Below are 22,986 nucleotides of genomic sequence, written 5' to 3'. Positions count from 1 at the left end.
ATTGCTCCTGCCCTTGCGCAGGGGCTTTTTCGTTCCCGCCTACAGGGCTGCCGCGCGAGCTTCCGCCTGATCGGCGCCGGCGACATTACCGCGGGCGCGCCGGATATCCGCCAGCAGCAACCAGCCGGCTCTCTGCAATCTCGCGTTATCTCCCGCCAGCGACAATCCCTTGAGGGTAAACTGTTCGGCGCTTCCCAACTGATCAGCAGCAACATAGGCTTGCGACAGCTTGAAGTACACCTCGGCCGAGCGAGGCGCGATCCGTTGCGCCCGTTCCAGGCGGGCAATGGCTCCGCGGGTATCGCCAGAGGCCAGCAAGTTATCAGCCTGGCGCACCAGGCTCAGTGCGGCAGGAGACAGGGTATCTCCCGAGGCACTGTAGCTCGGCGATGAGGAGTCGCGCTCCGTCTCGGGCTGGGCCGGCTCGTCCGGCTGCTCACTCTTGCGCCAGACCCGGGAATCCGGAGCGTCGTCAGTGTTTGCCTTCGGCGGCTCGGGTGCCTGAGTCGGCTGCTCCCCGACAGGAACATAAATGGACCCTGGGCCACTGGCGCAGCCGGCAAATACCAGGACAGCACTCAGAACACTGGTACGCCCCAAAACAGAAAACGTCATTCGAACAATCCTTTAAACCAGCCCTGTATCCGCTTTTGCAGCGCTCCCGAACAGGATACCTCACGGTCCGGTTCACTGCCGGTTATAAACGGTACATAGCGTGCATTTTCACAATACTCATCGGTCAGCGCCTGCCGCTGATCGTTCACCCAATGATACCCCACTCCGTCCGGAACAACCGGCGCAAAACCATGCTGGGGCACCTTCGCCATAAAACGTGACCACACCGGCAAGGCACCGCTGGCACCGGTCAGGGAGGTAGGGCCGTTGTCATCCCGGCCGACCCAGGCCACAGCGAGGTAATCGCCGCTGAAGCCGGCAAACCAGGAATCCCGGCCATCGTCCGTGGTACCCGTCTTGCCAGCCAGGGACAGTGATTTCGGAACGGTATAATACGCGGATTGGCCGGTACCCTCCTGCATGACTTCCTGCATGGCGTACTGGACCAGATGTACCGCCGCCGGGTCGGCCACCTGGTCCACCTCGAGCGGGTAGCGGGACAGTGCTTTGCCATGGGCATCCGTTACTTCACGAATGGTGCGCAATGGCGTGTTGAAACCGGATGTCGCCAGCCCCTGGTACATCTGGGCGACCGTCACCGGTGTCATGGACACCGAGCCCAGCAGCATGGCGGGATACCGGGATATGGACGAAGTCACCCCGAAATCCTGAAGCGTCTGGGCCACGACATCCACGCCCACATCCAGCCCAACCCGGACCGCCGGCAAATTGTAGGAGTGGGCCAGCGCCTGGTGCAGGGGCACCTCCCCCCGCTCCTTGCTGTCGTAATCCTTTGGTTCCCATCGGCGACCGTCATCGAACTCCAGGACGAACGATGCGTCCTTGACCGGAGAGATCAGGGTATAGCGATCGGGCTGCGACAACGCCGACAGATAGATAAACGGCTTGATCAGCGATCCGATCGGGCGACGGGCATCCAGGGCCCGGTTGAACCCGGCGAATTCGGGCTTCTTGCCGCCCACCAGGGCAAGCACTTCCCCGGTGTCCTTGGCCGTGACCACCAGCGCCGATTCCAGTTTATCCCGGACCTCACCGTGCCCGAGGCGCGGCAGGGTATCCCGCACGGACTCTTCAGCCGCCGCTTGAATAGCCGGATTGAGAGTGGTGAAAATCCGCAAACCGGCCGAGCTCAGGTCTTCCTCCCGATAGTCCCGCGCCAGATGGCGCCGTACCAGATCGATGTAGGCAGGGTACCGGTTTTCCGAGTAAGACGGTTTCTCGCTGACGCCCAGCGGTAGGCCGCGGGCGTGTGCAGCCTCCTGCGAACTCAGCAGCCCCGTCTTTTCCATCTCCGAAAGCACCAGGTTACGGCGCTTGAGCGCCCGGTCCGGGTTGCGCCTGGGATTGTAGTAACTCGGCCCTTTCACCATGCCGACCAGCAGGGCAATCTGATGGGGCTTCAGGTTTTTGAGTGACTCACCAAAATAGAACTGACTGGCCAGCCCGAAGCCGTTGATGCTGCGGGTTCCGGCCTGGCCCAGGTAGACCTCGTTGAGGTAGGTTTCCAGGATATCGTCCTTGTCGTAATGCCATTCCAGCAGAATCGACATCAGCGCCTCGTTCGCCTTGCGCAACAGGGTCTGATCCCGGGTGAGAAACAGGTTCTTGACCAGCTGCTGGGTCAGGGTACTGCCTCCCTGGACAATCTCGCCGGCCCGGAGGTTCGCAAGCATGGCCCGGGCAATCGACAGCGGGGCAATGCCAAAATGATGGTAGAAATTCCGGTCCTCAACCGCCATCAGGGTCGCCGGTAGCAGTTTGGGCACATTCTGGAGCTGGACAAGGATGCGATCTTCCCTGTGGGAGGGATAGATACCACCAATCTGCGCCGGCTCGAGACGGACGATGGGCGACGATTCGCCGCTGACAATGCGGAAATCATCCACCTGATCATCACGGATCGTCAGAGCCACACGGCGCCTCGGCTCTTCACCGTCCGGGAAGCGGAACCCCCGGGTGCTGATCACAAATCGGGAACCGCTTCGACGGTAACTGCCAGGCGCGACACCATCGCCCTTGCGGAACCCGGAGAGTGACAATTCCTGCTGAAGCGCCCCGGCACCCACGCTGGCGCCCTCGTACAACTCCAGCGGACGGGCATAGACCCGGGAGGGCACCTCGAAGCGACGCCCTTCGAAACGAGAAGTGACAACCGCATCCAGATACACCATCCAACCGATCAAGAGCGCAAGGCCAATGAGCGAGAGACGCAGGAAAAGACGCCAGAAACCGGATGTCCGGTTGGTGTTTGTCGTCTTACGGGGAGATTTTCGGGAAGTCTTTGATTTTGGCATGGCCGGATTATAACGAACCCACTTGCCCGGTAGGCAGACCTGCCGTGTGTTATTTCTGTAATCTGCCCGTTATGATAGGCCAACAAAAATCAACAGCTTCAGGGAAATCGAGGAGAATAGTGTGGGAGAAACTTCGGGTAATACGCTGATCCAGGCGCTTCAGAATCCGGCGCTCTACGACCACCCGGTCCGCTCGTTCCAGCTGATTGAAACCCACATTTCCCAGGTGATCCTGACCGGCGACTACGCCTACAAGATCAAGAAGCCGATGGATTTCGGCTTCCTCGACTTTTCCACGCTGGACCGCCGGAAGCATTTTTGCGAGGAAGAAGTCCGCCTGAACCGCCGGCTGGCCAGCAAACTCTACCTGGAGGTTCTGCCCATCACCGGCACTCCGGAGCAGCCGGTAATCGGTGGCAACGGCGAACCCTTCGAATACGCCATCCGGATGCGCCAGTTCGATCAGAGCCAACTGTTCGACCGGCTGCAGGAGCGCGGAGAACTCACACCGGAGCTACTGGCAAGCGTGGCAAGACAGACCGCCGAGTTCCATGAGCAGTTGCCGTCCATTGCCGACGACAAGCCTCTGGGAACGCCGGAAGCGGTCTACGCGGCGATGCAGGAGAACTTTGACCAGATCCGCCCGCTGATCGATGACAAGACGCTACACGCCCAGCTGGACAACCTGGAAGCCTGGACCCAGTCCACCTTCGAGCGCCATCGTGACCTGATCGGAGAGCGCCGGGCCAATGGCTTCGTTCGGGAATGCCATGGCGACCTGCACCTCGCCAACATTACCGTGTTCGAGGGTGAGGTGACCGTTTTCGACTGTATCGAGTTCAATGAGCCATTCCGCTGGATCGACGTCATCAACGATCTCGCCTTCCTGCTTATGGACCTGGAGTCCCGGGGCGAATACGGGCTGGCCAACCGCGTCCTGAACACCTATCTGGAATATCGGGGTGACTTCGCGGCACTGCCGCTGCTGCCGCTCTACAAAGCCTACCGGGCACTGGTGCGGGCCAAGATCGCCCTGTTCACCCTGGGCAATCCCGATCTGACCGATGCCGAAAAATCGGACCTCCTCGATCGCTATAAGGCCTATGCGCAGCTGGCGGAGGATTACAGCGACATTCCAAACCACTACCTGCTGGCCACCACCGGGCTTTCCGCCAGCGGAAAAAGCTTCGTCAGTGCCGCCATGGCAGCGGAACTGGGACTGATTCGCCTGCGTTCAGACGTCGAGCGCAAGCGCCTGCACGGGCTCGCGCCGCTGGCCGACAGCAAATCCGGCACCGGAGAAGGGCTTTACACACAGGAAGCGTCCGCGAAGACCTACCAGCGCCTTGCCGACCTGGCGGGCGAACTCCTGGGGGCGGGCATTTCCGTCATCGTGGACGCCGCCTGCCTCAAACACGAAGAACGGGACCTCTTCGCACAGGTAGCGGAGGCGCAGGGCGTGCCGTTCATCCTGATTCATTGCGAAGCCCCCGAAGCACTGAGGCGGCAGTGGATCCGGGACCGGAAGGGTGACGCCTCGGAGGCGACCGAAGCCCTGCTGGATGCCCAGCAAAGCTGGTTCGAGCCACTCTCGGCTGAGGAGAAGGCCCACACGGTTCATCTCCGCACCGACGAGGAACACGTTGCCGAGGCGGTGGCTGACCGGATCCGTCAGCATTTCTCGCCCAACGTCCCGGGCTGATCGGCGGAGTCAGTGATGCCAGAACAGCCAAATCCGTGGCAGACCGTGTGCGCCCTGAACGAGCTGGAACCCGGTCAGTTCGTCGAATTCCGGCTATCCGTCAAGGCGCGGGAACCCGAGGGCATGCCCCTGACGGGCTTTCTGTTCCTGGAACAGGGCCGCGCAAAGGCGTACCTGAACCAGTGCCCACACCTTGGCATCGAGCTGAACTGGATGCCCGGACGATTCCGTGACAGCGATGGCCATTTCATCCAGTGCAGCACTCACGGGGCTCTGTTCAAGCCTGATTCCGGCGAATGCGTCGCCGGTCCCTGCCAGGGAGATGCCCTGACGGCGCTGGATATCCGCGAACAGGATGGGCACTGGCAGATCAGGCTTCCAGACTGACCGGGACCCGTTCGGTCAGTGTCAGGTTTCCCGATGGATTCCCGTCGACGTCCGCCAGGGCAGCGCGATAGGCAATGATTTCCACCCCCGCCGCGGCGGCTTCCCGCAGCAGGCGACCGTATACCGGGTCGATGTGGTCGGCGGGACGCACCCGGCCAATGCCGGTGTGGTTCACCACAAAAAACAGGACCGCCCGATCACCGGCTGCCACCTGGGCCATCAGTTCGCGAAGGTGTTTCTGGCCGCGAGTGGTCACGGCATCCGGAAAGAAGCCCTCATCCTCTTCCGCCAGAGTCACATTCTTGACTTCAACCCAGGCATCCGGAGCGCTCTCGTGCCCACCCAGAAACAGATCGATCCGGCTGTTCTCCGCCCCGTACTTCACCTCCGAACGACACTCGCGGTAACCGGCGAGTTCGGGCACCTGTCCGGCCTGCACGGCATGACGGGCCTGGGCATTGGGGCGAGCGGTATTCACGCAGGCCAACTGTCCCGGCCCGGTCTCCACCAGTTCCCAGGTGTACTTCAACTTCCGCTTGGGATTGTTGCTTTCACTCAACCACACCCGCGCATTCTCGGGTTGGCAACCGCGCATGGAACCAGTATTCGGACAATGGGCCGTCACTTCTGTGCCGTCGGACAGACGCACATCGGCCAGAAACCGCTTGTAGCGGCGAATCAGCTGCCCTTCCACCAAAGGTTCTGAAAACTTCATGGGCTCTCCGTACAAAGTCAGTGTCACAAGGCTGGCACCCCCGGAACTTATCTGCTATTTTCCGCAAATTCCCGTTTCAGGACGAATGCTTCATCCAGGGTACAAGCGCGCAGTCAAGCAGGCTGGCACGTCGGGAAGCAAAGCGTTCTTGTGAAGTACAAACAAGAGGCCGGGTTCAATGGCAAATACCGCAGAACAACCACGCGAACGTTTTACCAACTTCACCCCCTATGAAATGAAGAAGGGTGAAGAATACATGAGTGCAGAGATGTTGCAGCACTTCAAGGATCTGCTCCTGCAGTGGAAACAGGAGTTGATGGAAGAAGTGGACCGCACCATGCACCACATGCAGGAAGACGCAGCAAATTACGCCGATCCCAGTGATCGCGCAACCCAGGAAGAAGAGTTCAGTCTGGAACTGCGCACCCGGGATCGTGAGCGCAAGCTGATCAAGAAGATTGATCAGACCATTGATCGGATCGACAAGGATGACTACGGCTTCTGCGACCAGTGCGGTGTCGAAATCGGCATTCGCCGTCTCGAAGCCCGGCCAACCGCGACGCTCTGCATCGACTGTAAAACGCTCGCCGAGATTCGTGAGCGCCAGACCGGCATCTGAATCCGCTGCCAAAGATTCGGTGGCAGTCTCCGGGCTGCCGCCGCGTTGACCGACCATGTCAGAACCGAGATATCGCGGCCGTTTTGCGCCCTCCCCCACCGGCCCACTGCATTTCGGATCTCTCGTCACCGCCGTTGCCAGCTACCTTGAAGCCCGAACCAGGCGGGGCGAATGGCTGATTCGTATCGAGGATCTCGATCCGCTCCGGGAGCCACCGGAAGCCACTGGCCAGATCCTCCAGAGCCTGGAGGCCCATGGCCTCTTCCCGGATGAACCCGTACGTTTCCAGTCCCGGCGCCACGACGCTTATCAAGCCGCCATAGATCAGCTTCTGGCCAGCGGCCATGCCTATCGATGCCCCTGCTCGCGCAAGGAACTGGCCGAGCATGAAGGCCGCCACCCCCGGCATTGCCGCGATTCCCCGGCTGCTCTGGCGGATCGCCCCTGCGCCATTCGATTCCGGCTTCACGACGAACGCTGTCACTGGACAGATCGACTGCTCGGCCCCCAGACCCAGATCGTGCGGGCGGAAATCGACGATCCGGTACTGCTCCGGAAAGAAGGATTCTATGCCTATCAGCTCGCCGTGGTCGTCGACGACATTGATCAGGGCATCACGGATGTCGTCCGGGGCTCAGACCTGCTGGACATGACCGCCCAGCAACTTCAGATCTACGAGGCACTGGGCGAGCGCCCACCCACCTGGCTGCACATACCGGTCATACTGAACGAACAGGGCCAGAAACTGAGCAAGCAGACCCACGCGCCGGCCCTCGACGACAGCCGGGCAACGTATAATCTGGTGGACGCTTTGACGGCGCTCGGCCAGCAGCCCCCGGCCGCTCTGCGCACCGACTCCGTGAACCAGATTCTGCAATGGGCCTGCAACCACTGGAACTACCGGGCCATTCACCTGACAGCCCAGTGACAGGCATGGTATAAAGCCTGTCTCACACCTCAGTGCGGACTTTAAGCCTGATGTATATCTACCGTCTGGTCTTTCTACTGGTTCTGGCCATCTACATTTTTTCGCCGAACATCCTGGACTGGTGGACGGCACCCGGAAACGTCTGGTACAGCCCTTACGTGATCTGGGCCGGGCTGATCGCAATCGGTTTCTGGCTCGAATGGCGGCGCGATCCCAATGAGTTTTAGTGCCACCGGCCTGGTGATGGCGAGCCTGGCCTACCTGCTTCTGTTATTCGGCATCGCCTGGGTCACCGAACAGGGCCTGCTTCCCCGGCAGTGGGTCCGGCATCCGCTGGTTTACACCCTCAGCCTCGGTGTCTACGCCGGCATCTGGGCGGTCTACGCGGCGGTCGGGATGGCCGCAGATTCAGGCTACGGCTTCCTGGCCTACTATCTCGGCATCAGCGGCGCCTTTTTGCTGGCGCCGGTTTTGCTCAATCCGATCATGAGGATTGGCCGGGCCTACCAGCTGACCTCCCTGGCTGACCTGTTTGCCTATCGCTATCGAAGCCAGTGGGCCGGCACCCTGGCGACAGTGTGTTCAGGACTCGCCATTCTGGCGTTGCTCAGCATGCAGATACAGGCGGTGGCGAAATCCGCCAGCATCCTGGCCCCGGACACCTCACCGAAGGCCATGAGCCTGCTGTTCTGCCTGATTGTGTTGCTGTTTGCGATTCTGTTTGGCGCCCGCCGGGACCAGAACTCGGAGAATCACCAGGGACTGGTCCTGGCCATCGCCTTCGATTCGCTCGTCAAACTGGGCGCCCTTCTGGCCATCGGAGCCATCGTGCTGTTCAACGTGTTTGGCGGGATGAACGGCCTCGACGACTGGCTGGCGGTCAACAAGGCGACCACGAGCACCATGACGCTCGCCATCGAAGATGGCAGCTGGCGGGCCTTGATGCTGATGTCGTTTGCCGGCGCCGTCGTCCTGCCGCACATGTACCACATGACCTTCAGCGAAAACCCCTCACCCAAGGCTCTGGCCAAAGCGAGCTGGGGACTGCCTCTCTATTTGCTGTTACTGGCCCTGCCGGTACCCATCATTCTCTGGGGTGGCCAGGCACTTGGGGTTACCACGCCGCCAAACTTCTACGTCCTGGGGATTGCCCAGTCACTGGAAAGCCCGTTTTTGACGCTTCTGATGTACATTGCCGGCCTTTCCGCTGCCAGTGGGCTGATGATTGTCAGCACCCTTTCATTGGCCGGAATGGTGCTCAACCATATCGTGCTGCCACTGAAAACACCCCGGGACCAGGCCGATATCTATCGCTGGCTGCAGTGGGTCAAACGGCTGTTGATTGCGGTTATCATTTTTTTCGCACTGCTCTTCCACGAAACTGTCGGCCAGCATCTGGATCTTGCGATACTAGGCGCCATTTCCCTCTCCGGCATGCTGCAGCTGTTACCAGGGGCGCTGGGCGTCATCTACTGGCCCGAAGGGAACCGGCGTGGCCTGATTGCCGGCCTGATCACCGGCCTGTCCATCTGGTTCATCACCCTGGTACTGCCCTTCAGTCATACCATCAACCCCCTGGCCTGGCTGGGAATGCCGTTGGTGCCGGATTATGGCAACTGGCATATTTTCACCTTCGCCAGCATCACCGCGAACATTACCGTCTTCGGTCTGTTCTCGATCCTCAGCGCCAGCTCCGCCGAGGAGACCAGCGCTGCCCAGGCCTGTTCATTGGGTGCGCTGTCCCGTCCCCAGCGACGGGAACTCCTGGCCACGTCCTCCACGGACTTCATCCGGCAACTGTCCGATCCGCTGGGCGAGGAGGTAGCCAGACGCGAGGTCGAGCGGGCGCTGACCAAACTCAAACTTCCGGCCATCGAATATCGTCCCTACCAGCTGAGACGTCTGCGCGACCAGGTGGAAATCAACCTGTCGGGACTGCTCGGTCCCTCCGTGGCCCGCGACATGGTCCAGCGCCACCTCGGGTTCAAGCCGCTGGCCCGGGGCAACACCGGGCAGGACATCCGCTACGTCGAGCGGGCTCTGGGCGAGTACCAGAACCGGCTGACCGGTCTGGCCGGGGAGTTGGACAACCTGCGACGCCACTACCGGCAAACGCTCCAGAACCTGCCGATCCCGGCCTGCTCCGTCGGCGAGGATGGCGAGGTTCTCATGTGGAACCACGCCATGGAGGAACTGACCGGCATCACCGCCGATGACGTTGTGGGCGCCCGCCTGATGGCGCTGCCCGAGCACTGGCATCACCTGCTGGAAGACTTCAACAATGGCGAAGAACTGCATCGCTACAAACACCGACTGGATCTGAAGGGCAAACCCCACTGGCTGAATCTTCACAAGGCGGCTCTCAGCGGGCCCGACCATCCCGAGGGTGGCAGCATCATTCTGGTGGAAGACCAGACCGAAACACGGTTGCTGGAAGATGAACTGATGCACAGCGAGCGGCTGGCGTCGGTCGGTCGACTGGCTGCGGGTGTCGCCCATGAAATCGGCAACCCGGTGACCGGCATTTCCTCGCTGGCCCAGAACCTCAAACTCGAGACCGACAATCCGGACATTCTCGACACCGCCGATCAGATCCAGCAACAGACGCGCCGGATCTCCACCATTCTCCAGTCCCTCATGAATTTCGCGCGCACCGGCAACCACGCCCAGGCCAATCGGTATGAGCCCGTTTCGCTGCACCGCTGCGTGGGGGAATCGATCAATCTGCTGTCCCTGAGCGACAAGGGAATGGGCATCCGTTACCGGAACGAGATTCCGGAAGACCTTCAGGTACTCGGCGACGAACAGCGACTCGTACAGGTCTTCGTGAATCTCCTCGCCAATGCCAGGGACGCCTCGCCAGAAGGCGGAGCGATCACGGTCAGTGGAAACGGCGACGGCTACTCCGCTATCATCGAGGTCGTTGATCAGGGCTCAGGCATACCCGCAGATCAGCTCGATCATGTTTTCGAGCCGTTCTACACCACCAAGGCACCCAACAAGGGCACCGGCCTGGGTCTGTCACTGGTCTACAGCATCGTTGAGGAACACTACGGCAATATCCAGGTCGAGAGCCCGGCGGATCCCGACACCGGGTCCGGTACACTGGTAAGATTGAGACTGCCGGCTTACCAGCCTGAATCCGGCGAAACCACCGCCAGCCAGCACGAAAGGTCGTGAAAGAGTTATGCCCCGCATTCTGATCGTAGAAGATGAAGACATCATTCGCTCCGCCGTGCGCAAACTGCTTCAGCACGCCGGCTACGAGGTGGCCGACGCCCGTTCGGTGGAGGAGGCCGACAGCCACGATCCGGACCAGTTCGACCTGATCATTTCAGACCTGCGGCTTCCCGGCGCTGCCGGCACGGAACTGATCAACCGGGCCCCCAACACGCCGGTACTGATCATGACCAGCTATGCCAGTCTTCGTTCCGCTGTGGACTCCATGAAGATGGGCGCCGTGGAATACATCGCCAAACCATTTGATCATGACGAGATGCTCGCCGCGGTCGAGAACATCCTGGCCAGGAAAGGCAGCGGCGACCAGGCACAGGAAGCCTCCGATACGTCCGACAGCCGCCCTGAGGAATCCGATCCCGGCCAGATCATGTTCGGCCACTGCGATGCCATGCAGAAGGTTTTCACGCTGATTCGCAAGGTGGCACCGACCGAGACTACCGTCCTCATCCAGGGAGAATCCGGCACAGGGAAGGAGTTGGCAGCACGGGCACTCCACCTGCTGAGTCCCCGGGCCTCAAAACCCCTGATTTCGGTGAACTGCGCGGCCATTCCCGAAAGCCTGATTGAATCGGAACTGTTCGGCCACGAAAAGGGGGCCTTCACCGGAGCGGTGTCAGCGCGCACCGGCCTTATTGAAGCGGCCGATGGCGGCAGCCTGTTCCTTGATGAGATCGGGGAGTTGCCAGCGGAGGCCCAGGCAAGACTGTTAAGAGTGCTGCAGGAAAGTGAAATCCGGAAAGTGGGTTCAACCCAGAGCCGGAAAGTTAACGTGCGCATGATTGCGGCCACGCACCGCAATCTCAAGGCCATGACCCGAACCGGGGAATTCCGGGAAGATCTTTACTACCGGCTCAACGTCATGCAGATCCGCATCCCGCCGCTCCGCGAACGGCAGAGCGACATCCTCGGACTCGCACGTCGCTTCCTCAAGCGGCAGGGCGAGCGCATGAACAAGCCGAACCTCCAGTTCAGTCCGGAAGCCATGCGTGCCCTTGAGCGGCACCGCTGGCCAGGCAACGTCCGCGAACTGGAAAATGCCATCGAGCGAGCAACAATACTGTGTGACGGCGACGTCATCTCACCCTCGCTGCTTGACCTGGACAGCGATGGCGGAGACGAACACATCCCGGAAACCCTGGTGGAAGGGAATAATGAGCAAATCACCCGGGATGTGGACTCCGCGAGCGATCTGTCCCTGGAAGATTACTTCCAGCATTTCGTGCTCGAAAATCAGGACCGCATGAGCGAAACCGAGCTGGCGCAAAAGCTTGGCATCAGCCGAAAGTCCCTCTGGGAGCGACGCCAAAGGCTGGGCATACCCCGAAAAAAAGCCGGAAGTTAATCAAAGGCCCCACGGGGCCTTTTTTATTTCCGGCGCCCTAAACTGTGAACCAGGTTTCGGTTGTTACCCCGTGTTCCTGACGGTAACACTCCATCAGACGCTAACGTGATCTGGGTAACAGTTTCGGCGTGTACGGGGTAACACTTATTTCCTACAAAAACGTAAGGTACTGTTAACTAAGACTTTTCAAAAACTGGCACGAGCTCTGCACTCTATAGGGCGCACAACAACAAAAACAACAGTGGCAAACGCAGCGTCAAAACAAGAACAAAAAGCTGCAGGAAAACGTTCAGCAACAAAAACAAAAATAGAACGTAAGCGAACTGAGTGTTTTGGGTACTTTGCTTTTTAGTGGTCCCTTTGCACGTGTGAGTTGTAGATGTAGAGAAGAATCGCTGAAAGCCGACGCTGCATCTGCTCCCGACTCCCTCGTTGCTCCTGACCGCTCTGTGTATTCAAAGCTTTCCGTTTGCACTCCTGATCGTCTCCGGGTTTGGAGACTGACAGTGGGGTACAAAAACGAAGAAAAATCCCGGCAACAATAAAAACAATGCAGATCGTCAACGCTTTCAGGGCGGATTCGTGAAAACGGATCCGCCTTTTGATTATCTGGCGTGTGCAAATCCTGCCCAAACCGTTAAACTCTCGGTTTTTGCTCACCGCAAATACGGATTTCAATGCCTAAACGACTTGTCGACAGAATAAAATCATTCATGCCCGGCGGGCGGAAAAAAAGCCGCACTTACCAGCGACGGGAAATCCCGCGTGACCAGCACACCGTGTCGCGTTCGGTGATCAGCGAACCCGCAAAGAAAGTCCTGCACCGTCTCAATAAATCCGGCTTCGAGGCCTACCTCGTTGGCGGCGGCGTCCGGGACATTCTCCTCGGTGGCAAACCCAAAGACTTCGACATTGCCACCAACGCCACTCCCGAAGAAGTACACGATCTGTTCCGGAACTCACGCCTGATCGGGCGCCGCTTCCGAATCGTCCACGTTGTCTTCGGACGGGAAGTCATCGAGGTGACCACGTTCCGCGGCAACGCCAACGACGCGGACAACGACTCCGCCGATGACGATCGCAAGACCAGCGAACATGGCCTCTTGCTGCGAGACAACGTGTACGGCTCCCAGGAGGAAGATGCGCTGCGCCGGGATTTCACGGTAAACGCGCTCTACTACTGCATCCGGGACTTCACGGTCATCGATTTTGCCAATGGCATCGAGGATCTGCGCAACCGGCAAATCCGGCTGATTGGCGACCCGGAAACCCGGTATCGTGAGGATCCGGTCCGGATGCTCAGGGCGATCCGGTTTGCCGCCAAACTGGATTTCGACATCGAACCCGAGACCGAAGCCCCCATTCGCGAGCTTGCGCCACTGCTGACCCACATACCGGCCGCCCGGCTGTTCGACGAAGTGCTGAAACTGTTCTCCGCCGGCCATGGGGAAAAAACCTACGACCTGCTCAGGGACTACGGTCTGTTGGCGCCGCTGTTTCCGGAAACCGCCAGGGCGCTGGATGCCGGCGCGCCAGATGAACTGATTCGCCAGGCACTGCGCAATACCGATGCCCGAATCGCCCAGGGAAAATCGGTAACCCCCTACTTCCTGTTTGCCGCCATGCTCTGGCCGGCGCTGCAAGCCGAATGGCAACGTAGGCAGGACAACGGCGATCCGGTGCAGCCTGCGCTGCACGGCGCCATCGGCAAGGTCATCGGCCGCCAGGTCCAGGCAACGTCTATCCCTAAACGCTTCTCCGGGCCCATGAAGGAAATCTGGGAACTCCAGATGCGCCTGCCCCGCCGACAGGGAAAGCGGGCGTTTGCCACCATGACGCATCCACGCTTTCGTGCCGCCTACGACTTCCTGCTCGTGCGCGAAGCGGCGGGCGAACTGGAACCGGGACTGGGGCAATGGTGGACCGAGTTCCAGCAGGCCGATGAACGGGGCCAGGAACGAATGCTGTCCCAACTGAGCACAGACGCGCCCAAGAAGCGGCGGCGTCGCCGGAAACCGGTCAAGCGTCAGTCGCCCCAATGAGCACGGATGCCTTTATTGGCCTTGGCAGCAACCTGGAGGACCCAACGGCCCAGCTTGCGCTGGCTGTGTCAGAACTGGCCCAACTCCCCCAGACAACGCTGGTGGCCCAGTCTGCCTTTTATGCCAGTCGTCCGGTTGGGCCCCAGGATCAGCCGGACTTCGTCAATGGCGCAGTCTGGCTCCGTACCGACCTGACCGCCCATGAATTACTGGACCACCTGCAGGCAATCGAACAGGCCCACGGCCGAGAACGCCTCAGGCACTGGGGACCAAGAACCCTGGACCTGGATATTCTCGTGTTTGGAGAGCAAACCCTTGGCGACGAACGCCTGACCGTGCCCCACCGGGAACTCCGGAACCGGGACTTTGCGCTCCAGCCGCTTCTGGATTTGAAGCCGGACCTGATCCTGCCGGACGGGGAATCGATTGCCACCCTGCGCCGTCTCTGCCCGGACAACAATCTTCGCAAACTGCCGCCAAGGCCACGGCACCCCGGATTGATTGACTGAACGCCCGGGCCATCCGCACCGGCCCACAGCGTGGTACTATTGCCTCGAACATACCCCCGGATTACCCTTAACACCTGAAGCCGAACCCCGGCACAGTCCACACTCATCCACCCAAAAGGCAAGGATCCTATGGCTGTTACTATCAATACCCTGCGGGAATACAAGCAGAAAGGCGAAGCCTTCTCGGCCCTGACCTCCTATGACGCAACCTTCGCCCAGATCGTCAGCGAAGCGGGTGTCGATGTCATCCTGATCGGCGATTCCCTGGGAATGGTGCTTCAGGGTAACGATAGCACCCTGCCCGTCACCATGGATGAGATCGTGTATCACACCAGCTGCGTGGCCAAAGGCAACCGCGGCTCCCTGATCATGGCGGACATGCCGTTCATGTCTTACGGCACGGTTGAGGCCGCCCTGGAGAATGCAGCCGAACTGATGAGGGCCGGCGCGCACATGGTGAAGCTGGAAGGCACCGACTGGATGAAAGACACCATCGAGGCCCTGAGCGAGCGGGGGGTGCCGGTATGCGCGCATCTGGGGCTGACACCACAGTTCGTCAACAAATTTGGCGGCTACAAGGTTCAGGGTCGGGACGAGAAAGCCGCTGAGCTGATGATCGAACACGCCTGTGAGCTCGTCGAGGCCGGCGCGGACGTCATTCTGCTGGAGTGTGTGCCCGCGCCCCTGGCGGCCCGCATCACCCAGGCCGTCCGTGCGCCGGTCATCGGCATCGGTGCCGGTGCTGACACCGACGGCCAGGTCCTCGTTGTTCACGATATGCTGGGGCTGACCACGGGCCGCAAACCGCGCTTTGTTAAAAACTTCCTGGCGGAGACCGATTCCGTGCAGAATGCCATCAAGGCTTACGTTGAACAGGTACGTAACCGCACATTCCCGGCCGAGGAGCATACGTTCAAGGCATGAGAACCATACACTCCCTCAAGGAACTCCGGACCATCCTCCGCGGCTATCGCCGGCAGGGCAAGACCATCGGCCTGGTACCGACCATGGGCAATCTCCACGAGGGACACATATCCCTGGTGCGTAAAGCGGTCGAGTCTGCCGATATTGTTGTCACCAGTATTTTTGTCAATCCCATGCAGTTTGGTGCCAATGAAGACCTGGCCACCTATCCCCGGACCCTGGCAGAAGACCAGGAGCAGCTTGAAGCCGCGGGCAACACGCTGGTTTTCGCGCCATCGGCCGAGGAAATCTACCCGGAGGGCCTGGCCCAGCAGACACGGGTGGTGGTTCCTGAAGTCAGCGATGGCCATTGTGGCGCAAGCCGGCCGGGCCATTTCGAGGGTGTCGCCACGGTGGTTACCATGTTGTTCAACATGGTCCAGCCTGACCTTGCCGTCTTTGGCGAGAAGGATTACCAGCAACTGGCGGTGATCCGGAAAATGGTCCGCGATCTGATGGTTCCGGTTGAAATCCTAGGCGCCCCGACGGTGCGCGAGGAGGATGGGCTTGCGAAAAGCTCCCGCAACGGCTATCTCAATGAACAGGAGCGTGCCATTGCGCCCGCGGTATACCGGACACTCACGACCACCGCGGAAAAGCTGGCCAATGGACACACGGATTTCCGTGCCCTGGAAAAAGAAGCCGAACAGGCGCTGAGCGAGGCTGGATTACGACCGGACTACTTTAATATCGTAAACAGCCTCACCCTCAAACCGGCGACCGACGGTGACCGTGATCTGACCTTGCTGGTGGCAGCCTTTCTTGGCACCACCCGCCTGATCGACAACCTGTCCGTATCCCGTTAAGACAACCACCGACAGAAAAGGACTCTGCGATGCCCGACCAGCCACCAGGACTGACTTCGACGCCCGAATGGCGGGCATTGGCCGAGCAACGGGACTCCCTGAAAAAAACGTCCATGAGATCACTGTTCGCCAGTGATCCGGAACGCAGCAACCGGTACTGCATTGAAGGTGCCGGGCTGGCTCTGGACTTTTCCAAGAACCTGATCACCGATGAGACCCTCGCCGCGCTGATATCGCTGGCCCGGCAGCGTTGGCTGGAGGAACGCAGGACGGATCTGCTGGAAGGCAGGAAGGTCAACACCACCGAAGGCAGACCCGCACTGCACACTGCCCTGAGACACCCCGGCGGCGAACAGATCCTGGTAGATGGCGTGGATGTGGTGAAGGAAGTGCAGAACACGCTGGACCGCATGGAGGTGTTCGTCAACAGCGTTCTGGACCAAAGCCGGACCGGCTTCACCGGCAAGACCTTTACCGACGTCGTCAGCATTGGCATCGGCGGCTCCTACCTGGGGCCCAAGCTGGTGGTTGAAGCGTTGCAACCCTACTGGAACGGCGCCATCAGCTGCCACTACGTTGCCAACATCGACGGCACCGATGTTTGCGAAACGCTGAAACGCCTGAACCCCGAAACCACCCTTTTCCTGATCCAGTCCAAATCGTTCCGGACCCAGGAAACCCTGGAAAACAGCAAGGTAGCCCGACAGTGGTTCCTGGATAACGGTGGCGACGAAGCCAGCATCGCCAGCCACTTCGTAGCGGTGACTGCGAACGTACCTGCGGCGGAGAGCTTCGGTATCGAAGCGGATAACGTTTTCCCGATGTGGGACTGGGTTGGCGGACGCTACTCCCTGTGGTCGGCCATCGGCCTTCCTATTGCCCTGACCATCGGCATGGATCATTTCCGAAGCCTGCTCGCAGGCGCCCACGCCATGGATCGTCACTTCCGGGACGCGCCCCTTGAGCGCAACCTGCCGGTCATCATGGGCCTGTTAAGCGTCTGGTACAACAACTTCTGGCAGGCCGAAACCCATGCGATCCTGCCCTACGACCACTACCTCCGCAGCCTGCCGGACCATCTTCAGCAACTGGATATGGAAAGCAACGGCAAGAGTGTGACCGAATCCGGTGCCTCCCTGGATTACCAGACCGGCCCGGTCATCTGGGGCGGCGTCGGTTCCAATGGCCAACACGCCTACCACCAGTTGATCCATCAGGGCACCCGGCTGATACCGGCGGACTTCATTATCCCCCTGACCACCCACAACCCGGTGGCGACCCACCACGCGGAGCTGTTCGCCAACTGCCTCAGCCAGTCCCGGGCCATGATGGCGGGCAAGACGCTCGATGAAGCGAGACAGGAACTGCTACAGGAAGGCGTTACGGAAGAAGTGGCCCGGCAACTTGCGCCGCACAAGGCCATACCGGGCAATAAACCCAGCAACACGCTGACCATGGAAACGGTTTCACCGGAGACCGTGGGTGCCCTGATCGCACTGTATGAACACCGGACCTTCGTGCAGGGTGTGGTCTGGAATGTGGATCCGTTCGATCAGTGGGGCGTGGAACTGGGAAAACAGCTCGGGAAAAGCATCCTCCCGAAACTGCTCAGCCAGGACGCAATCAGCTCCGCCGGCGACAGTTCCACCGACCACCTGATCCGGAAATTCCGCTCAGCCAACGGCCTGTGAAATCTGACGTCCCTGCCATTTAAAGTCCACCGGCCAGAGTTTCTGGCCGGAACGGTATTCCTGCCACAGATCCTGGTAACGTTCACCGCATACAGGGTGCCGCTCGTCCGGCGCAATATCCGCCAGCGGGCGCAACACAAAGGCGTTTTTCAGGATCTCTCCACGGGGTAACTCCACCCCGTCTACAACCCCCGTTCGAGTGCCATAGGTCAGGATATCCAGGTCGAGAGTCCGGGCGCTGAACCGGGGCACATTCCGTCGCCGACCATTGTCCGCTTCCAGTTGCTTGAAACGCCGGGACAGTTCGCCCACTGACAGCTCGGTGTCAACCCCGACAACCAGATTGAAAAAGGCCGAGCCATCAAATCCGACCGCCTCGCTCTCATACACCGGGGAAATGACCAGCTCACCGAACCAGTCTGCCAGGGCGTCCAGAGCCGCCGAGACATGGTGCTCCCGGTCGATGTTGGTACCTACGCTGATGTACACGCGCACCGTATCTGGCATCAGGCATTCCCCCGCTCAATTCGGATTCCGACAGACCGGGCCGCCGGAACGGCGCCCGGTTTGCGCAACGTCAATATCAACCGTGCAACTCCGAACTCGTTCATGAGGAGCTCCGCCACTGCCTCGGCGGCACGCTCCAGGAGCTGCGGCTGCATCGACTGCAGGCATTCGGTGACCCGCTCGCTCACGGCGGCGTAATCCAACGCATCTTCCACCCGGTCACTGTGGCCGGGCTTGCGGTTATCCCAGCCCAGCTCAAGGTCAATCAGCAAACGTTGGGTGACTTCTCGCTCCCACGCATAGACACCAATAACGGTTTCCACCGCCAGGCCTTCGATCAGGACACAGTCTGCCAATGGCTTCTCCCGGGATCTTCCACTGTTGGCTGATTGAAATGTACACAACCTGCGGATACTGTGATTTATCCGGCCGGCGCGAATCGGGCCGGCATTTTCGCACACATTGCACTGATTCGTCTCCGCCCGGGGCAGAACCCATGGATCCGACCAGCACACCGGTCATTACTGTCACACTCTGCTTTGCCGCCTATCTGTTCGGGTCGGTCCTGTTCGCCCTTCCGGTCTGCCGCTGGTGGCGATTGCCGGACCCGCGGGCGCTGGGGTCTGGCAATCCCGGCGCCACCAACGTCTATCGCACCGGGGGATGGGCACCAGCTGCCGTAACGCTCGGCCTTGATGCCTTCAAAGGCTGGCTCCCGGTCTGGCTGGCCGGGATGGCCGAGCTGTCCCTGCTGGCCCAGGCCATGGTGGCACTGTGCGCCGTCACCGGCCACATGATCCCGGTTTTCTACCGGTTCCGGGGCGGCAAAGGGGTTGCCACAGCCCTCGGAACCGGCCTGGCACTGGCCCCGGCCACAACGCTGATCATGGCGGCTCTGTGGCTGCTGGTCATGTGGCGCTGGCGCATTTCGGCACTGGCGTCGCTCGTCGCCATCGTGTCCGGCCCCCTGGTAAGCGCCATACTGGAGCCCGAAACACTGCCGCTCTTCGGCCTTCTGACGATTCTGATCGTCGTCCGCCACCGGTCCAACCTGATTCGCCTGGCACAGGGGCGCGAGGCCGGCCTGTAACCCTGCGTCAGTCCACCAACCCGTTCATTCTGGGTTCAGCCAGCGACGGGAGCGTGTTCATCGGCCAACGTGGCACAGCGACAATGCGCTCCCCATCGCGCTGGCCAGCCAGCAGCCGCTGGGCTCCGGCGTAGGCAATCATCGCTCCGTTGTCGGTGCAGAATTCGGGACGGGCATAGAAAACACCCGCGGAGAGTTTTGAAGCCATGGCTTCAAGCCCTGCCCGCAGGCGCCGATTGGCGCTGACGCCCCCGGCAATAACCAGACGCTTACAACCTGTGGCCTCAAGGGCGCGGCGACATTTGATGGTCAGGGTATCAACCACAGCAGATTCAAACGCCAGCGCAATGTCCGCCCTGGCCTGCTCATCGAGACCGCCCGCGTCTTTTGCCGCATTCACGGTATTCAGGGTGTAGGTCTTCAGGCCACTGAAGCTGAAATCCAGCCCGGGACGATCGGTCATCGGCCGGGGAAACCGGTAACGACCAGGCGTTCCCTTTTCAGCCAGCGCCGCCACACGGGGGCCACCCGGGTAATCGAGGCCCAACATCTTGGCCGTTTTATCGAATGCCTCGCCAGCCGCATCGTCAACGGATTCGCCCAGCAGTTCGTACTCGCCAATACCGTCCACTCGAACCAGCTGGGTATGGCCTCCGGACACCAGCAGTGCCACGAAAGGAAACGCCGGCGGATTTTCTTCCAGCATGGGGGCCAGCAGGTGCCCTTCCATGTGATGGACCCCGAGCACCGGCACGCCGAGGGCAAATCCCAGCGCATGGGCGACCGAACCGCCCACCATCAGCGCGCCAATCAGACCAGGCCCCGCGGTATAGGCAATACCCTCAATGTCACTTCGCGCCCGACCGGCGTCCACCAGAACCTGATCGCACAGCGGCAGCAGCTTGCGCACATGGTCCCTGGAGGCCAGTTCGGGCACCACGCCACCGTAATCGGCATGCATGTCGATCTGACTGAAAAGCCCGTGGGCAAGGAGTCCTTCATTGGTGTCGAACAGGGCAACGCCGGTTTCGTCACAGGAGGTTTCAATACCAAGGATGAGCATAAGGTGGAGCCACGCTGGATTACCATGAATGAAAACAGGCGGCATTTTAGCAGAAACCCGAAACGCGAAGCAGATTCACCGAACAAACATTGACCTCCGCACTGCCGGGGCGCTATTATTGCCGCCCTAAATTATGCACTGGTCGAGTTTTAGCCAATCTGACCAGGGATCGAGCCGCACGGGCCAAGCCCGGCGGAGCAAAATGAAACCGAATCTATCAGGTAGGTGATTTTCGAATGCCAGCTGTTAAAGTGAAAGAGAATGAACCGTTTGACGTAGCACTGCGTCGCTTCAAGCGCTCCTGCGAAAAGGCCGGTGTATTGTCTGAAGTGCGTCGTCGCGAGCACTATGAAAAGCCGACCGCTGTTCGCAAGCGCAAAGCAGCTGCTGCCGTTAAGCGTCATCTCAAGAAGCTTCAGCGGGAACAGCGCAAGTTCGAGCGTCTGTACTAAGTTAATACTGGCGCCGCTTGACTGCAAAGCACTGATTGCCTGTTCAGCAAACAGGCTGCACAGAGCGATACCAAATGCCGCCGAGGCCTGGCTTCGGCGGCATTTTTGGCTTTGGCTCGTGGCCCGCACGGAACGGGTTGACCGGCTGATCTGGAGTTTTCATGAGTGGACTGATCCCTCAACGCTTCGTTGAAGACCTGCTCGATCGCATCGATCTGGCAGAACTGATCGGATCCCGCATCACTCTGAAAAAGGCAGGCGCCAACTACAAGGCCTGCTGTCCTTTCCACGATGAGAAAACGCCATCCTTCAATGTTCGTCCGGACAAGGGCTTTTACCATTGTTTCGGGTGCGGCGCGCACGGCGATGCCATCAGTTTCGTCCGGGAATTCGACGGGCTGGGCTTCACAGATGCAGTCGAGGAACTGGCCAAACGGGCCGGGCTGGAAGTGCCTCACGATCGCGCCGCCAAGCAGGAAATGCAGCAAGCGAGGACACTGACCGACGCACTGGATTTCGCCAGCCGCTTCTATCGGACCTCGCTGCTCAGCCAGGGCGGCAACTACGCGCTGGACTACCTCAGGCAGCGGGGGCTGAACGACGAGATCATCGAACGCTATCAGCTCGGTTACGCGCCCGGCACCGGAACCGCCCTGTTCGACGCGGCGGCAGCAGACCTCCGGACGCCCCTGATCGAGACCGGCACCGTGTCTGACCGGTACGGTCGACCGCGGGATCTGTTTCGCAACCGGGTCATGTTCCCGATTCGCAACACCCGCGGCCGAACCGTCGCTTTCGGGGGGCGAACCCTCGGAGACGACAAAGCCAAGTACATCAACTCGCCGGAATCGGACGTGTTCCATAAAAGCCGCGAAATCTACGGGCTTTTTGAGGCACGCCAGGCCATCCGGCAATTGGACCGGCTGTTGGTGGTCGAAGGCTACATGGACGTGATCGCCCTCGCCCAGCATGGCATCGATTACGCCGTGGCAACGCTGGGAACGGCCACCAACCAGGACAGCCTGCAGGCCCTGCTCCGACAGGTCAGGCATGTGGTGTTCTGTTTCGATGGCGATACCGCCGGCTTCCGGGCAGCGGACCGCGCCATGGAGAATGCCCTGGAACTGATGGCGGATGGACTGCACCTGCAGTTCCTGATGCTGCCTGAAGGCGAAGATCCGGACACACTGGTCCGAAAGGAAGGCGCGGAGGCCTTCCGGAAGCGAATTGAGAGCGCCACGCCGCTGTCCCGTTTCCTGTTCGACCGGCAGAGTGAAGGTCTGGATCTGCAGCTTCCCGAACATCGTGGGGAGCTGCGGTCCCGGGTCGAGCCACTATTGAACAGGATGCCGCGCAGCACGCTCCGGGACGCAATGTGGCACGAGATGCTGCGACTGTGCGGCAACCGGAACCAGTGGCAGAACCGGGATTCCGGGCAACGGTCGCAATGGCGGGGCGGCGAACGCCGTGATCGGGTTACCGAGGAACGGGTGGACGTGCGCCTGAGCAAGGACAGCACGCTGTGCCTGGCCCTCGTGGAAGCGCCGGAACTGGCGACTGAGGTCGTCGAACTGGCCCGACAGTCACGGCAGTTTCCCCAGGCACGGGACCTGGCCCAGTGGATACTGGCCAGTAACGTGGGAGACAGACGCAAGCTGATCAGCGCCCTGGCGCTGGACCAGCAGGCCCGGAACCGGTTTTACCACCTGTTCGACGGCATTGAACATATTCCTTCCCGGGAAAGCACGCTGGCGCTTGCCCGGGAACTGATCAGCCCAAGCGAGGAGGCCTCCCGGCAGCAGAGACTGGCGGCCCTGCTTCGCAACTTCGCGAACCTCTCCCCGGAGGAAAGAAATGAACTCCGGGAACTGAGCGGCGGCGCGCAGGGGTGATCGCACTTGAAACTTAACCGATTGACCACAATCTAATCAGTCGGTGGCACAGCAAACAAGCGACAGCTATAATGGCTGTTTAACTTTTTTCCTTTTAAAAGCGAGTTC

The 22,986-nt window shown here is 60.4% G+C and carries 21 protein-coding genes; 15 read left to right on the top strand and 6 right to left on the bottom strand.

Annotated elements, in window-relative coordinates; all coding sequences use genetic code 11:
* Window positions 1-39 precede the first annotated feature (39 nt).
* Both MLD04_RS13675 and mrcB read right to left on the bottom strand, forming a co-directional pair.
* Window positions 40-615 (bottom strand): tetratricopeptide repeat protein, encoded by a 576-nt coding sequence (locus tag MLD04_RS13675; RefSeq protein WP_248159412.1) that lies wholly within the window; start codon window positions 613-615, stop codon window positions 40-42.
* Window positions 612-2,930, bottom strand: coding sequence for a penicillin-binding protein 1B (gene mrcB, locus MLD04_RS13670; protein WP_248159410.1), 2,319 nt, complete (start codon window positions 2,928-2,930; stop codon window positions 612-614). Before mrcB ends, MLD04_RS13675 begins: the two co-directional genes overlap by 4 nt.
* A gap of 121 nt (window positions 2,931-3,051) precedes the next feature.
* On the opposite strand from mrcB, the gene MLD04_RS13665 reads away from it, so the two are divergent.
* The gene (locus MLD04_RS13665; RefSeq protein WP_248159403.1) at window positions 3,052-4,632 is read left to right on the top strand and encodes a bifunctional aminoglycoside phosphotransferase/ATP-binding protein; all 1,581 of its coding nucleotides are present in this window, start codon (window positions 3,052-3,054) and stop codon (window positions 4,630-4,632) included.
* A gap of 15 nt (window positions 4,633-4,647) precedes the next feature.
* The gene (locus tag MLD04_RS13660) at window positions 4,648-5,019 is read left to right on the top strand and encodes a Rieske (2Fe-2S) protein (RefSeq protein WP_248159401.1); all 372 of its coding nucleotides are present in this window, start codon (window positions 4,648-4,650) and stop codon (window positions 5,017-5,019) included.
* On the opposite strand, the gene sfsA is transcribed toward MLD04_RS13660, so the two are convergent.
* Window positions 5,003-5,734 carry a DNA/RNA nuclease SfsA gene (gene sfsA, locus MLD04_RS13655; RefSeq protein WP_248159399.1) on the bottom strand — a complete coding sequence of 244 codons (732 nt, stop codon included), beginning with the start codon at window positions 5,732-5,734 and terminating at the stop codon, window positions 5,003-5,005. The two genes, MLD04_RS13660 and sfsA, sit on opposite strands and share 17 nt — an antisense overlap.
* A 178-nt stretch (window positions 5,735-5,912) precedes the next feature.
* On the opposite strand from sfsA, the gene dksA reads away from it, so the two are divergent.
* The 10 genes from dksA to pgi all read left to right on the top strand — a co-directional run bounded on the left by dksA (window position 5,913) and on the right by pgi (window position 17,874).
* On the top strand, window positions 5,913-6,353 hold the full coding sequence (gene dksA, locus MLD04_RS13650) for an RNA polymerase-binding protein DksA (protein WP_008940629.1): 441 nt from the start codon (window positions 5,913-5,915) through the stop codon (window positions 6,351-6,353).
* Between the two features lie 55 nt (window positions 6,354-6,408).
* On the top strand, window positions 6,409-7,281 hold the full coding sequence (gene gluQRS / locus MLD04_RS13645) for a tRNA glutamyl-Q(34) synthetase GluQRS (RefSeq protein ID WP_248159397.1): 873 nt from the start codon (window positions 6,409-6,411) through the stop codon (window positions 7,279-7,281).
* A 50-nt stretch (window positions 7,282-7,331) separates the two neighbouring features.
* Window positions 7,332-7,508: a hypothetical protein gene (locus tag MLD04_RS13640; protein WP_008940627.1), complete on the top strand. Its 177-nt coding sequence runs from the start codon at window positions 7,332-7,334 to the stop codon at window positions 7,506-7,508.
* The gene (locus MLD04_RS13635) at window positions 7,498-10,461 is read left to right on the top strand and encodes an ATP-binding protein (protein ID WP_248159395.1); all 2,964 of its coding nucleotides are present in this window, start codon (window positions 7,498-7,500) and stop codon (window positions 10,459-10,461) included. Before MLD04_RS13640 ends, MLD04_RS13635 begins: the two co-directional genes overlap by 11 nt.
* A 7-nt stretch (window positions 10,462-10,468) precedes the next feature.
* The gene (locus MLD04_RS13630) at window positions 10,469-11,863 is read left to right on the top strand and encodes a sigma-54-dependent transcriptional regulator (protein WP_248159393.1); all 1,395 of its coding nucleotides are present in this window, start codon (window positions 10,469-10,471) and stop codon (window positions 11,861-11,863) included.
* Between the two features lie 677 nt (window positions 11,864-12,540).
* The gene (gene pcnB, locus MLD04_RS13625) at window positions 12,541-13,905 is read left to right on the top strand and encodes a polynucleotide adenylyltransferase PcnB (RefSeq protein ID WP_248159391.1); all 1,365 of its coding nucleotides are present in this window, start codon (window positions 12,541-12,543) and stop codon (window positions 13,903-13,905) included.
* A complete protein-coding gene (folK, locus tag MLD04_RS13620; RefSeq protein WP_248159389.1) occupies window positions 13,902-14,414 on the top strand; it encodes a 2-amino-4-hydroxy-6-hydroxymethyldihydropteridine diphosphokinase in 513 nt (170 codons plus the stop codon). Before pcnB ends, folK (MLD04_RS13620) begins: the two co-directional genes overlap by 4 nt.
* Before the next feature lie 129 nt (window positions 14,415-14,543).
* Window positions 14,544-15,338: a 3-methyl-2-oxobutanoate hydroxymethyltransferase gene (panB, locus tag MLD04_RS13615; RefSeq protein ID WP_248159387.1), complete on the top strand. Its 795-nt coding sequence runs from the start codon at window positions 14,544-14,546 to the stop codon at window positions 15,336-15,338.
* Entirely contained in the window at window positions 15,335-16,183 is an 849-nt protein-coding gene (gene panC / locus MLD04_RS13610) for a pantoate--beta-alanine ligase (RefSeq protein WP_248159385.1), read from the top strand. The genes panB and panC overlap by 4 nt, the downstream gene beginning before the upstream one ends.
* A 29-nt stretch (window positions 16,184-16,212) precedes the next feature.
* The gene (gene pgi / locus MLD04_RS13605) at window positions 16,213-17,874 is read left to right on the top strand and encodes a glucose-6-phosphate isomerase (RefSeq protein WP_248159383.1); all 1,662 of its coding nucleotides are present in this window, start codon (window positions 16,213-16,215) and stop codon (window positions 17,872-17,874) included.
* On the opposite strand, the gene folK (MLD04_RS13600) is transcribed toward pgi, so the two are convergent.
* Together folK (MLD04_RS13600) and folB are read right to left on the bottom strand one after the other, a co-directional pair.
* A complete protein-coding gene (gene folK, locus MLD04_RS13600) occupies window positions 17,857-18,381 on the bottom strand; it encodes a 2-amino-4-hydroxy-6-hydroxymethyldihydropteridine diphosphokinase (RefSeq protein ID WP_248159381.1) in 525 nt (174 codons plus the stop codon). The genes pgi and folK (MLD04_RS13600) overlap by 18 nt on opposite strands.
* On the bottom strand, window positions 18,381-18,737 hold the full coding sequence (gene folB, locus MLD04_RS13595) for a dihydroneopterin aldolase (RefSeq protein WP_248159373.1): 357 nt from the start codon (window positions 18,735-18,737) through the stop codon (window positions 18,381-18,383). Before folB ends, folK (MLD04_RS13600) begins: the two co-directional genes overlap by 1 nt.
* 140 nt (window positions 18,738-18,877) lie before the next feature.
* On the opposite strand from folB, the gene plsY reads away from it, so the two are divergent.
* A complete protein-coding gene (gene plsY / locus MLD04_RS13590) occupies window positions 18,878-19,471 on the top strand; it encodes a glycerol-3-phosphate 1-O-acyltransferase PlsY (protein WP_248159371.1) in 594 nt (197 codons plus the stop codon).
* Between the two features lie 7 nt (window positions 19,472-19,478).
* Here the strand turns inward: plsY and tsaD are convergent, their stop codons facing one another.
* Window positions 19,479-20,534, bottom strand: coding sequence for a tRNA (adenosine(37)-N6)-threonylcarbamoyltransferase complex transferase subunit TsaD (gene tsaD, locus MLD04_RS13585; RefSeq protein WP_248159362.1), 1,056 nt, complete (start codon window positions 20,532-20,534; stop codon window positions 19,479-19,481).
* A gap of 236 nt (window positions 20,535-20,770) precedes the next feature.
* On the opposite strand from tsaD, the gene rpsU reads away from it, so the two are divergent.
* Both rpsU and dnaG read left to right on the top strand, forming a co-directional pair.
* Window positions 20,771-20,986: a 30S ribosomal protein S21 gene (rpsU, locus tag MLD04_RS13580; RefSeq protein ID WP_007153483.1), complete on the top strand. Its 216-nt coding sequence runs from the start codon at window positions 20,771-20,773 to the stop codon at window positions 20,984-20,986.
* A gap of 161 nt (window positions 20,987-21,147) precedes the next feature.
* The gene (gene dnaG, locus MLD04_RS13575) at window positions 21,148-22,878 is read left to right on the top strand and encodes a DNA primase (protein WP_248159351.1); all 1,731 of its coding nucleotides are present in this window, start codon (window positions 21,148-21,150) and stop codon (window positions 22,876-22,878) included.
* Window positions 22,879-22,986 lie beyond the last annotated feature (108 nt).

Origin of the sequence: Marinobacter koreensis, from assembly GCF_023156285.1 — a bacterium.
Lineage (GTDB): Bacteria > Pseudomonadota > Gammaproteobacteria > Pseudomonadales > Oleiphilaceae > Marinobacter > Marinobacter koreensis.
The sequence above is the reverse complement of the archived record's forward strand: the minus strand, read 5'-3'. Positions and strand labels throughout refer to the sequence as shown.